This window comes from Bradyrhizobium sp. A5 (assembly GCF_042076515.1).
Classification (GTDB): domain Bacteria; phylum Pseudomonadota; class Alphaproteobacteria; order Rhizobiales; family Xanthobacteraceae; genus Bradyrhizobium; species Bradyrhizobium cosmicum.
In genome coordinates, this window is sequence record NZ_CP148990.1 from 581,199 (window position 1) to 593,468 (window position 12,270).

The 12,270-nt window shown below is 66.1% G+C and carries 9 protein-coding genes and 1 pseudogene; 7 read left to right on the forward strand and 3 right to left on the reverse strand.

Going from position 1 to position 12,270, the window contains the following annotated elements; all coding sequences use genetic code 11:
• Positions 1 to 2: 2 nt before the first annotated feature.
• Both WHZ77_RS02640 and WHZ77_RS02645 read left to right on the forward strand, forming a co-directional pair.
• Positions 3 to 1,452, forward strand: a pseudogene (locus WHZ77_RS02640) (GntP family permease).
• 88 nt (positions 1,453 to 1,540) lie between these two features.
• Positions 1,541 to 3,202: a tannase/feruloyl esterase family alpha/beta hydrolase gene (locus tag WHZ77_RS02645; protein WP_375312259.1), complete on the forward strand. Its 1,662-nt coding sequence runs from the start codon at positions 1,541 to 1,543 to the stop codon at positions 3,200 to 3,202.
• 57 nt (positions 3,203 to 3,259) lie between these two features.
• On the opposite strand, the gene WHZ77_RS02650 is transcribed toward WHZ77_RS02645, so the two are convergent.
• Entirely contained in the window at positions 3,260 to 4,873 is a 1,614-nt protein-coding gene (locus WHZ77_RS02650; RefSeq protein WP_375312260.1) for a DHA2 family efflux MFS transporter permease subunit, read from the reverse strand.
• A complete protein-coding gene (locus WHZ77_RS02655; RefSeq protein WP_375312261.1) occupies positions 4,821 to 6,068 on the reverse strand; it encodes an HlyD family secretion protein in 1,248 nt (415 codons plus the stop codon). The genes WHZ77_RS02650 and WHZ77_RS02655 overlap by 53 nt, the downstream gene beginning before the upstream one ends.
• Positions 6,069 to 6,210: 142 nt before the next feature.
• On the opposite strand from WHZ77_RS02655, the gene WHZ77_RS02660 reads away from it, so the two are divergent.
• The 5 genes from WHZ77_RS02660 (at position 6,211) to WHZ77_RS02680 (ending at position 11,373) form a co-directional block, all read left to right on the forward strand.
• Complete coding sequence (locus WHZ77_RS02660; RefSeq protein WP_375312262.1) at positions 6,211 to 6,819, forward strand: TetR/AcrR family transcriptional regulator; 609 nt, start codon at positions 6,211 to 6,213, stop codon at positions 6,817 to 6,819.
• A 44-nt stretch (positions 6,820 to 6,863) separates the two neighbouring features.
• Positions 6,864 to 7,325 carry a MarR family winged helix-turn-helix transcriptional regulator gene (locus WHZ77_RS02665; protein ID WP_375312263.1) on the forward strand — a complete coding sequence of 154 codons (462 nt, stop codon included), beginning with the start codon at positions 6,864 to 6,866 and terminating at the stop codon, positions 7,323 to 7,325.
• An 11-nt stretch (positions 7,326 to 7,336) separates the two neighbouring features.
• Entirely contained in the window at positions 7,337 to 8,107 is a 771-nt protein-coding gene (locus WHZ77_RS02670) for an enoyl-CoA hydratase (protein WP_015689021.1), read from the forward strand.
• A 122-nt stretch (positions 8,108 to 8,229) separates the two neighbouring features.
• Positions 8,230 to 10,311, forward strand: coding sequence for a methyl-accepting chemotaxis protein (locus WHZ77_RS02675; RefSeq protein ID WP_375312264.1), 2,082 nt, complete (start codon positions 8,230 to 8,232; stop codon positions 10,309 to 10,311).
• 123 nt (positions 10,312 to 10,434) lie between these two features.
• On the forward strand, positions 10,435 to 11,373 hold the full coding sequence (locus WHZ77_RS02680; protein WP_375312265.1) for a dihydrodipicolinate synthase family protein: 939 nt from the start codon (positions 10,435 to 10,437) through the stop codon (positions 11,371 to 11,373).
• Between the two features lie 194 nt (positions 11,374 to 11,567).
• On the opposite strand, the gene WHZ77_RS02685 is transcribed toward WHZ77_RS02680, so the two are convergent.
• Positions 11,568 to 12,266, reverse strand: a complete 699-nt coding sequence (locus WHZ77_RS02685) for a DUF1045 domain-containing protein (protein ID WP_375312266.1) — start codon at positions 12,264 to 12,266, stop codon at positions 11,568 to 11,570.
• Positions 12,267 to 12,270 lie beyond the last annotated feature (4 nt).

Here is a 12,270-nt window from a genome sequence, read left to right on the forward strand (position 1 = left end):
ACGTGGGTCTTCTCGGCATTCTCGTCGGGCTCGGGCTGCTCGTTCTCTTTGCCTTCCGCGGCTGGAGCGTCCTGCCGCTCGCGCCGTTCGCCGCACTGGTTGCCGCGCTGTTCGGGGGCGAGCCTCTGCTCGCGAACCTGACCCAGATCTTCATGGTGAATGCGGCGGGATTTCTGGCGCAATTCTTTCCGATCTTCCTGCTCGGCGCCGTCTTCGGCAAGCTGATGGACGACAGCGGCGCGGTGAGGGCGGTGGCGGCTTCATGGCGCACTGCCTCGGCGAGCGGCGCGTGATTCTCGCGGTCGTGCTGGCCGGCGCGCTGGTGACTTATGGCGGGGTGAGCCTGTTCGTCGCATTCTTCGTCATCGTTCCGATGGCCCAGTCGCTGTTCCGCGCGGCCGCGATTCCACGCCGGCTGATCCCGGCCGCGATCATGCTGGCACATCGACCTTCACCATGTCGGCGCTGCCCGGCACGTCGTCGATCCAGAATGCGATCCCGATGCCGTTCTTCGGCACCACGCCGTTTGCAGCGCCGGGCCTCGGTGTCGTCGCGTCCATCATAATGCTCGGCGCAGGCCTGTGGTGGCTGCGGCAGGCAGAGGCCGCCGCCCGCCGTGCCGGGGAAGGTTATGGCGAGGACGTGCAGGGTGCGGCCGAACGTGCTGCCGATGACGAGTTGGTCCGCGAACGCGCGACGACCGCACGCGAGTTCGATCCGGCCGAGATCCGCCATGGTCGCCGCAGCGAAGGGGGATCTCCGGTGGCGAGTGCCATCCTCCCACTGGCCGTCGTCGTGGCCGTCAATCTCGTGATGTCACTCCTGGTGTTGCCGCGGCTCGATGTCTCGTATCTGAGCGAGCAGCGCTTCGGCGCTACATCTTTGGCGGCTGTCGCCGGTGTGTGGTCGGTCAGCGTCGCACTTGGCGCGGCCATCGTCACGACCATCGCGCTGAACTGGACCCGGCCGCCCTCGCTGCGGCAGACCATGGACGCCGGCGCCAATGCATCGGTCCTGCCCGCACTCAGCGTCGCAAGCCTGGTCGGATTCGGCGCGGTCATCGCGGCGCTGCCGGCTTTCGAAACGGTGCGCGATTGGGTGCTCGCGATCGAAGGCGGTCCGCTGGTCTCGCTCGCGGTCGCGACCAGCATCCTGGCCGCGCTGACCGGCTCGGCATCCGGCGGCCTGACGATCGCGCTCGACGCTCTCGGACCAACCTATGTCGAGCTTGCCGGGCGCACCGGCGTCGATCTCTCCCTGATGCACCGCGTTGCAGTGATCGGCTCGGGGACGCTGGACATCCTGCCGCATAATGGCGCGGTGGTGAGCCTGCTCGCGATCTGCGGGCTGACGCATCGCGACAGCTATTTCGACATCGTGATGGGCATTGTGACCTCGCTGCTGGCGCTGGTGGCCGTCATCGCATTGGGCGGCGCGTTGGGATCGTTCTGAACGGAATTCCGGCATGAGCGATTGACGGAGGGGCGAAGGTTGCATTCAATGCGGCCAACTGTCGAACGCAACAAGCCGGCTGGAAGCGATGATGCGAGTGAGTGCGAAGCTGTGTGCATGGTTTGTGGGCTCGGTGGCTGCGCTCAGCGCGAGCACCGCCACCGCCGTCACGCTGGCGGAGGATGCGGACACGGTCTGCAAAAGCCTAGTCGGCGGCGCCAATGCCGTGAAGATCGATTCCGCGACGCTGCTGGCACCGTCGCCTCTCGCGATTGCCGAGCGTGGACCGACGCCATCAGGGCGTGTCACGCCCGCCAATCCCGCGTTCTGTAAGCTGCTCGGCCATATCGACCCCACCGATCCCAAGGCGCCGCCGATCAAGTTTCAGGTCAACCTGCCGGTCGAATGGAATGGGCGTTCGGTGCAATATGGCGGCGGCGGCTTCAATGGTGTGCTGATCACGGGCCTCGGGTTGCCGCCGGCCTATCCTTTCGACAAGCCGTCGCCGCTGGCGCGGGGCTTCGTCACCTACGGCACTGACTCAGGCCACGAGACCAAGCAAGGCGAGCCGCCGCAGGTCTTCGCGCTCAACGACGAAGCCTTCGAGAATTTCGCCCATCGCGCCTACAAGAAGGTGCGCGACGCCGCCGTTACGCTGATGGAGCGCGCCTACGGCAAGAGGCCGGAGAAGATGTACTTCCTGGGATCGTCCGAGGGCGGCCGCGAAGGCCTCACCATGGCGCAGCGCTATCCCGACGATTTTGACGGCATCTTCGCCCGCGTGCCCGTGATCAACTGGGTCGGCTTGCAGCATGCCGGCACACGCTCTGGCCTCGCGACCATGGGCGAGGGCTGGATCAATCCGGCGCAGGTCAAGCTCGTCGGTGACGCCGTGCGGGCGGCCTGCGACAAGGCCGACGGCTCCGATGATGCGCTGGTGCAGGATCCCGTCGCCTGCAAGGCGGCGTTCAAGGTCGAGATGCTGCGCTGCGAGTCCGGCAAGACGGGCGATCAGTGTCTCACCGACGCACAGATCAAGGCCGTGAATACGCTTCATGCGACCTACAAATTCCCGTTCGCGCTCGCCAACGGTCTCGACGATTATCCGGGCTGGGGCGTGTCGGGCGAGGATACGCCGGCGATCGGCCCGACCGGCGGCTGGGTCGCGTGGTGGCTCGGCACGGCGCCGCCCGCGCAGCCGCCTGCGCCCAATAACGGCATCGCCTGGATCTATGGCGCCGGCGGCATTCAATATGTGTTCGCGCGCGATCCCAAGCTCGACGTCACCACCTACAAGCCCGAGGACCACAAGGCGCGCCTGCTCGAAGTCTCCCGCCTGATGGATTCGACCGATCCGGATCTCAGCCGTTTTCGCGGCCGCGGCGGCCGGCTGATCATGCTTGAGCACATGGCTGACTATGCGCAGAGCCCCTACGCCGGCATCCGCTATTTCGAGAGCGTCGAGCGCAAGCTCGGCAAGGCCGAGACCGCGGAATTCGCACGGCTCTACACCGCGCCCGGCGTCGACCATGTCGGCTCCGGCGCACCGGCCAATGTCGACATGCTGAGTGTGCTGGTCGATTGGGTCGAGAAGGGCAAAGCGCCCGGCGACCTCGAAGTCAGCGAACAGAAGGTCGAGGCGCCGTCGTTCGTGGTGTTGCGCGCGATGCCCCTGTGCCGCTGGCCGTCCTGGCCGCACTACAAGTCGGGACCGGTGGCGGAGGCGTCGAGCTTTACTTGCGCGCCGTGAGACATCGACTGTCGCCATAGCGTCACGGCCGACAAGCCCGGGTATGACGATCTCTTGCTAATGCGCCGGCCCGCCCGCCGCCTTCACCTGTCGCGTCAGCAACACTGCGATCGCGGCGAGCACCAGCACCGCGCCGATGACCGCAAAGGTGTCGGAATAGCCCATCACCAGCGCCTGGCGCTTTACCGTCTTGCCGAGCGCGATGATGGCCTGCTCGCTTGCGGCGTTGGGGTCGGGCACTCCGTGGGCCATGAAGTAGTCCGTCATCTGCGCGATGCGGGTGCGCACCTCCTCGCGGCCGAGCGTGACCGATTGACCGATGATGTTGGAGTGGAATTGCTCGCGCTTGGTGATGATGGTCGCGAGCGTCGCCGTGCCGATCGCGCCGCCGAGGTTGCGGAACATGTTGCTGATGCCGGAGGCTGCGGCCGCGTCCTGCGGCGGGATGCCGCCCGTCAGCACCGAGGTCAGCGGCGTCAGCACCATGGCCTGGCCCACGGCGCGCACGATGTTCGGGATCCAGAGCTGGTCGCCGGCATAGTCCGGCGACATCGCCGTATTCATGAAGCAGCTATAGGCGAAGATCAGAAGTCCGGTGACCGCGATGTAGCGGGTGTCGAAGCGCTGCATCAGCTTCGGGATCAGCGGGATCAGCACCAGCTGCGGCAGGCCGGTCCAGGCCAGCACGTTGCCGATCTGCTCGGCATTGTAGCCCTGCGCCTGGCCGAGATAGGCCGGCAGCATGTAGACCGAGCCGAACAGCGCGAAGCCGACCATGGTCATGGCGATGGTGCCGAAGCCGAAATTGCGCTGCGTCAGCAGGCGGAGCCGGATCAGCGGCTTCTCGATAGATAGCTCGATCACGACGAACAGCATGAGGCTCACGGCCGCGATGATCGCCAGCCTGACGATGAAGGGAGAGGAGAACCAGTCGTCCTTGTTGCCTTCCTCGAGCACGGCCTGCAGCGCCGACAGACCGATCGCCATGGTGAACATGCCGGCCCAGTCGCCCTCCTTCAGAAGGCCGAGCTGCATCTTCTGCTTCTCCAGCGTCAGATAGAGCGCGGTCACCATGATTGCGGTCGGAATCACGTTGACGAAGAAGATGGTGCGCCAGCCATAGTTTTCGGTGAGATAGCCGCCGATGGTCGGCCCGATCGCGGGGGCGAAGGTGACGGACAATGCGAAGATCGCAAGCCCGACCGGCTGCTGCGGCTTCGGCAGTTTGGTTAGCACCAGCGTGAACGCCATCGGAATCAGGACGCCGCCGGCAAAGCCCTGCAGGCCGCGCATCGCGATCATCGACGGCAAATCGTTTGCGAAGGCGCAGGCCACCGAAAAGGCGGCGAACAGCGCCGCGCTCGCCAGCATGTAGCGGCGGAACGAGAACACCCGGCTGAGATAGTCGGTCAGCGGAATCACGATGATCTCGCCGATCAGGTATGAGGTCGAGATCCAGGAGCCGTTGTCCGCGCCGGTGCCGATACCGCCCTCGATGTTGAGCAGCGAGGCGTTGGTGATCTGGATGTTCAGGATCGCCATGAACGAACCGATCATGGCGGCGAGCACGGCGATCCAGGTCGCAGCACTCGCGCGATTGGGATCGGCGACGGCGCGATCAGGCGTCGAGGCCGGTGTTGCCTGCGTCGAAATTGACAGGCTGCTTGACATGGCACGACCCTCCGGAAACGAGCTTTGCTTTGGGCGCTGCCGCGGCATTCGCGGCCGGCGCGGCCGAACGTGTTGCAATGGTCGGGATCACGGACATGCCGGGACGAAGCGCAATCACGGGTCCGTGCGCGGCATCGAGCGCGATCTTGACCGGGATGCGCTGCACCACCTTGGTGAAATTGCCGGTGGCGTTGTCGGGCGGCAGCAGCGCGAATTCCTGGCCGCTGGCCGGCGCGATGGAATCGACGTGACCGCGCACGATTTGACCGGGGAACATGTCGACCTCGATATCGACGGCTTGTCCGGCCTTCACGTGGGTGAGCTGCGTCTCCTTGAAATTGGCGACGACATAGGCGCCTTCGGCCGGCACGATCGACATCAATTGCGTGCCCGCCTGCACGAACTGGCCGACACGCAAGGAGCGGTTGCCGACCACGCCGTCGATCGGCGAGACCACGCTGGTGTAGCCGAGGTTCAACTCGGCCTGGTGTTGCACGGCCTCGCTGCGGGCGGCGGCCGCCCTGGCCTGCACGATCTCGGCCTTGAGCAGGTCGATCTGCTTGAGGGCGGAGGCGAGGTTGGCATTGTCGCGCTCGAGCGTTGCCTGCGCCGAGGCGATGCGCGACTGCGCCTGCTGCGCGTTCTGAAGACTACCGGAGCCGCTGGCGGCAAGATCGGTGTAGCGCTTATTGTCCTGCGCGGCGAAGGTGAGGTTGGCCTGGTCGACGTCGAGCGTGGCACGCGCGGCCTTGATCACGGCCTGCTGCACGTCGAGCTGCGCTTCCTTGCTGGCGATGGTCGCGTTCGCCGCCTGCACGTCGGCACGGGCCTGGTCGAGCGCGACGCGGAAGTCGCGGTCGTCGATCCTCGCCAGCACCTGGCCGGCTTTCACATGCTCGTTATCGGCGACTAGGACCCGGTTGAGATAGCCGCTCACCTTCGGCGCGATGGTGGTGTTGTCGGCCTTCACATAGGCATCGTCGGTGGAGACGAGGTACTGCCCGACCGTCCAGTAGTCGTAGCCATACCAGCCTGTGCCGGCCAGTGCGATAAACGCGGCACCTGTCAGCAACAGCTTGCGTAGATTGAGCTTTTGTCGGCCCACGCCGGCTGGTGCGGCCGGCAGGACACCCTCCAGCGCGGTGGCGGGAAGGGCGGTTTGGGCGGCAGCGGATGGGGTGGTGTGGACGGTCATGGCCGGCTCCCCTGAAATAGGAAACTTGATAATTTCCAAAATGAGACTAGCTTGGGAATTGTCAATGGAATGACAGGCATCATTTAAAGACATGGCTCAGGCAAAACCGTCAGGAGAGTGCCGCCCGCGCGGACGACCGCCGGTGCGCAGCGACGAGGAGACGAAGGCGATCGTCATCGAGGCCGCGCGGCACGCCTTTGCTGGCGACGGCTATGCCGCGACGAGCACCGAGGAGCTGGCGCGCAGTGCCGGCATCTCGACCAAGACGCTGTATCGTCTGTTTCCCGGCAAGGCCGTACTGTTCGAGGCGATGTGTGCCGACAGGCTCGAGCGGTTGCTCTCCGCCGTCGATCTGCAGGCCAGCGACGAGGTCGACATCGAAACCGGCCTGCGCGCCGCGCTGCTGGCCTGTGCCGATCTTGCGCTCGATCCGGAGGTCGTGGCGTTGCAGCGCATGGTGCTGCAGGAATCGGCTGCGTTCCCGGAACTTGCCGCGAACTTCTACAGGAACGGCATCTCGCGTACGGTCAAGGCCCTTGCCGGCTGGTTGCGCGTCCAGGTGAAGAAGAACCTCATCGCGCTCGACGATGCCGATGAGGCCGCGGGCATGCTGATCGGCATGGTCGCCTCGGCGCCGCAGCGCGCGGCGATCTATGGCGGCATACCATTGCCGTCACGGAAGCAGATCGAGCGCCGGGTCCATATCTGCGCGGCCCTGTTCCTCGACGGCTGCCGCGCCAACTCGCCCTAGCGGCAGCGTTTGACAACGTGGCTCGCCCCGAGTAGATACTTCGCATGCGAAACAAAGGCGCCGCGGCGAGGCATCACCGGCTGATCTATCTGCTGAGTGTCGCACAACGCCGGTTGCAGCGCTGGATGGCGGCGCAGCCCTCGAGCGAGGTGACGCCGGCGCAGGCGGGGCTGCTGTTCATCCTCGGCAAGCAGGACGGCATGCTGATGGGCGAGGCGGGCGCGGCGCTCGATATGGGGCCGGCCGGGATTTCCGGTCTCGTCGATCGCAGTGTTGCGGCAAGGCTGGTCGAGCGGCGGGCCGACCGCGGGGACGGCCGCGCCTGGCGCGTGTGGCTGACGCCGAAGGGGCGAACCGCGCTGGCGCAGGCGAAGACCGATGCGGCCGGGATCAATGCGGCATTGACGGAAGGATTTTCCAGCGCGGAGATCGACATCGTCGCGCGCTGGCTGACGAGCATTCAGGACAAATTTCCAAGAGACCCTTCGCGAGATTCAGAGGAATAAGGAGCCAACAAATGACTGATCTGGTCCGGATCGAGAACAACGGCGGAATTCTCACCCTCACGCTGGCGCGCCCCGACAAGAAGAACGCGCTGACGGACGCGATGTACGGCAAGCTCGCCGACACCATCGAATCCGCCGAGTTCGATCCCTCCGCCCGCGTGATCCTGATCCGCGGCGAGGGCGACATGTTCACCGCCGGCAACGACGTCGGCGAGTTCGCGGCCGTCGCGGCGGGCAAGTCGGAGGGCAGCCGCAACGTCGTGCGCTTCATCCAGTCGCTGGCGCGCTGCACGCGCCCGTTGGTCGCAGCCGTGCAGGGCCGCGCCGTCGGCGTCGGCACCACGATGCTGCTGCATTGCGACCTCGTGGTGCTCGCCGACAATGCGCAATTGTCGACGCCCTTTGTCAGCCTGGCGCTGGTGCCGGAGGCAGCCTCCAGCCTGCTGATGCCGGCGCGCATCGGCTACGCCCGCGCCTATGAGATGTTTGCGCTCGGCGAGACCGTGCCGGCCAAGGCCGCGCTCGAATGGGGCCTCGCCAACCGCGTCGTGCCGCTCGACAAGCTCGATGCCGAGGCGCTTGCGCTCGCCCAGCGGCTTGCCCGCCAGCCGGCCGGCGCGCTCACCGCCACCAAGAAGCTGATGCGCAATGGCGAGATGTTGCTGGCGCAGATGCAGGCGGAAGGCGAGCAGTTCGCACAGCGGCTGCGCACGGCCGAGGCGCGCGAGGCATTCACCGCGTTCGCCGAGCGCCGCCCGCCGGATTTCACCAGGGTCGCGTAGAGGGCCAAAGGGCGCCCGAAAGCGTGCAGGCGCAACCGCCTCGATTCAACTAAAACCTTAACGGAACATTGGCATGTCGCGGTGCAAGGTGGCCTCTCTTGCAGAGTAGGCCCCTTGACCCCATGGCAATATTTAAGAAATCGGTAAGCTCGCTTCTTCTGACCTTGATGGCTCTGCTGGCGGCCGGTGCGCTGGCCGCGACGGCCATCCAGATGGTCGGAGCGTTCGGTCGCTACAGCGAGAGTCTCGAGACCGAGCGGCTTGCTGCCGCCGACAAGGCGATTTTCCAGGGCGTCCTGTCCTTGCGCAACAATCGCGGCGACGCCCAGAGCGCGATCCTCGGCGAAGACGAGCCGCGTGCGAAGCTCGAGGCCGCCGAGAAGGCCGAGCAGGCCGGTTATGACGCCATTGGCACGGCGCTCTCAACCGTCGAATTCGCTCGCCGTGACGAGCTCGCCGGCACGTTGAAGCAGCGCTGGAACGACGCCGCGCCGCAATTTCAGTTATTCTACAACGAAGCCAAGCGCCCGCGCGCCGAGCGCAAGATCGAGCGAACCATGCCCTGGTACGATTCCGTCACCAAGGTGATCGACACGGCGAACCTCGCCTCCACCGCGGTGTCGAACCGAGCGTGGATGAACGATCCCTTCATCGCCCGCATGATTCAGGTCCGTCGCCTCGCCTGGCAGGTGCGTGATCGCTATGGAATCCATTGCTCGATGCTGCGCTCGAACGTCAACAGCAGCAAGCCACTGGACGACAACCAGAAGCGCCAACTGGCGCAATGGGACGGAACCATCGCCTCGGGCTGGGCCGGCATGGCCGAGTTGCTGGCCGCGCCTGACGTCACTGCTGACCTGGTCACCGCGGCCAAGGACGCGCAGGCCAAGACCGACGGCGTGCTGAAGCAGATCGGCGAGCTCACGAAGAACTTCGACGGTAGCGGCAAGCCCGCGATGCCCGCCTCCGAGTGGAATACGCTCTGCCAGTCGCCGTTCCCGCTCATCGTCGGCGTCGCGACCAAAGCGCTGGACCAGTCGATCGCCCGCGCCGAGGCCGTTCAGGCCAAGGCGCTCACCAATCTCGTCCTGCAATCGCTCGCATTCCTGGTCGCGCTCGCCGTGACGCTGGCCGGAGTATATGTGGTCCGCAACCGCCTGATGCGCCCGGTGCGGGCCATCCTCGATGCGATCGCCCGGATCAGTGCGCGCGACTATGCAACGCCGGTTCCGCAATCCGCTTATCCCGACGAATTCGGCACGATGGCCGCGGCGCTCGAAAGCCTGCGTGAGAGCGCTGCGACCGCGGAGCGCCTGGGCCAGGAACGCGAATCGCAGCAGGCGCTGCAGCTCGCGCGCTCCGGCACCGTGGATGCCGCGTGCCGCAGCTTCGACGACACAGTGCAGGCCGTCATTCACAGCGTCGCGGCATCGGCGCGGGAGCTCGATGGGACGGCCACGGGCGTGCGCTCGCTGGTTGCCGAATCCAGCAGCCAGACCGCGGCGGTCTCCTCCGCGGCCGAGCAGGCCACCAACAATCTCGAAACCATCGCGGCTGCGACCGAGGAGCTCTCGGCGTCCGTCGGCGAGATCTCCGCACAGGTGCAGTCCAGCGCGCGCGAGGCCCGTGAAGCTGTCGCGCAGGTCGAGCAGACCAACGCGACCGTCGAAATCCTCGATCAGACCGCGAGCCGCATCGGCGAGGTCGTGAAGATGATCCACGCCATCGCCGGCCAGACCAATCTGCTGGCGCTGAACGCGACCATCGAGGCCGCGCGCGCCGGAGAGGCCGGCCGCGGCTTTGCCGTGGTCGCGGGCGAGGTCAAGAGCCTCGCGGCGCAGACAGCAAACGCAACGGAAGAGATCTCGCGGCAGGTCGAGGAGATCCAGGGGGCGACGGGGCAGGCCGTCGCCGCGATCCGCTCCATCGGCGGCGCCATCAGCGGCATCGACGAGAAGATGACCGCGATTGCAGCGGCTGTGGAGGAGCAGCGCGCCGCGACCACCGAGATCTCGCGCAACTTCCAGCAGGCGGCGCAGGGCACCCGCGAGGTCACCGATACTATCGGCGGCGTCGCCAAGCTCAACCAGGAGACAGGCAACGCCGGCACGGTGCTCACCGATTCCGTGAAGAAGATGTCGGCCGACGCCGATCGTCTCCGCACCGCGGTCGAGGGCTTCCTTGGCGCGGTGAAATCGGCCTGACGCTCTGTCCCCTGTTCCCACGGCGCGCGGGCCGGCATTGCCGCCGATCCGTGCGCCGGGTACATCTGTGGCGCCGCGCCAGCGCGGCGACGGACGACAAGAACATCAGGGACGGAGAGTTCGATGCCGGTCACCCCACACAAGGCCCAGCGCCCCTATCGCGGCGTGTTCCCGGTCGTGCCCACCATCTTCGACGAGCGCGGCGAACTGGACCTGGAAGGCCAGCGCCGCTGCGTCGACTTCATGATCGATGCCGGTTCGCACGGCCTCTGCATCCTCGCCAATTTCTCCGAGCAGTTCGTGCTCACCGACGCCGAGCGCGAGACCGTGATGCATGCGGTGCTGGAGCATGTCGCGGGCCGCGTGCCCGTGATCGTCACCACCACCCATTTTAGCTCGGCCGTCTGCGCCGCGCGCAGCAGGCAGGCTGAAGCGGCCGGCGCGGCCATGGTGATGGTGATGCCGCCCTATCACGGCGCAACCTTTCGCGTGCCCGAAAAAGGCATCGTCGAATTCTTCAATGTGCTCTCGGACGCCATCACCATTCCCATCATGATCCAGGACGCGCCGGTGGCGGGCACGCCGCTGTCAGTGGAACTGCTGGCGCGGCTGTCGCGCGACTTCTCCAACATCCGTTACTTCAAGATCGAGGTGCCCGGCGCTGCATCAAAGCTGCGCAGCCTGATCGAGGCGGGCGGCAAGGACATCGAAGGCCCCTGGGACGGCGAGGAGGCGATCACGCTGCTCGCCGATCTCGATGCCGGTGCCACCGGCGCCATGACCGGCGGTGGCTATCCCGACGGCATTCGTCAGATCATCGATCCTTATTTTGCCGGCAAGCGCGAGGAGGCGAAGGCCGCCTACGAGCGCTGGTTGCCGCTGATCAACTACGAGAACCGCCAATGCGGCCTGATCGCCTGCAAGGTCATGATGCAGGCCGGCGGCGTCATCAAGTCCGACGCCGTGCGCCATCCGCTCCAGCCGCTGCATCCGGCGACGCGGGCAGGGTTGCTGGAGCTGGCTCGGGAGCGCGATGCGCTGGCGCTAAGGTGGGGGAAGTAGCGCGACGTTCTCCGCTGTCGCTAGACATCTCCGCTGTTCGTCCCGGGGCGCGCAAAGCGCGAGCCCGGGACCCATAACCACAGGGAGTGGTTTCGGGGCAAGCTGGTCACTCCGAGTTTTCGTAAAACGATATCTTGTGGCTATGGGTCCCGGCCTTCGCCGGGCGACACCGAGTGTGACGCGTGAGCTTTCGGCTACCTGGCCAGCGTCCACTCGCCGACAACGTGAAACCGTGCTTTCGCATCATCCTGCCTGAACAGCGCAACGCGGTCGATGGCCAGCGCTTCAAGACCAAGCCCCGCGAACCGTTCCCGCAGCATCTCCAGAACCGGCCCGCGCCGCTCTGCGTCCAGCCGTCCCGTCAGCGTCATGTGGAAGCGGAACTCCTCCATCACGTACGGATAGCCCCAGCGATCGAGATAATCGCGCTGGCGCTCGCTGAGCTTCTCGGGTTTCCGCCGCGCGCGGTCTTCCACCGTCAGGACGGCACGAAACGAATCGAAACCGCGGACGCAATCGGCGGCGAGCTGTTGCAGCGCGTCGACCGACTCGGCCGGAATGACCGCAATGAAGCCGCTGATGGCATCGACGACGGGCCGGATCGCCGGGATCGGCCGCGCTTTGCCGGCGAATTCGGCACATGCCGCCATGAGCTCCGCTTCGGTCTTCTCCGCCGCGAGCGCCATCGGCGCCTTCAGCGTGCCGTGAAAACCGTACTTGCGGGGATCGGCGGTGATGTCGCGCCAGTCCGGAGCGATTCGCAAAGCGTCAGCGGGGAAGGGCACCTCTTGATCGGTATAGGCATCGTAGCCAAGCAGCTCGGCGCCGAAGCGGGAGAGGGCGCTGTTGCTGCCTGCGGCAAAATAGATCGCGTAGCGGGGGAAACCGGTCATGGCT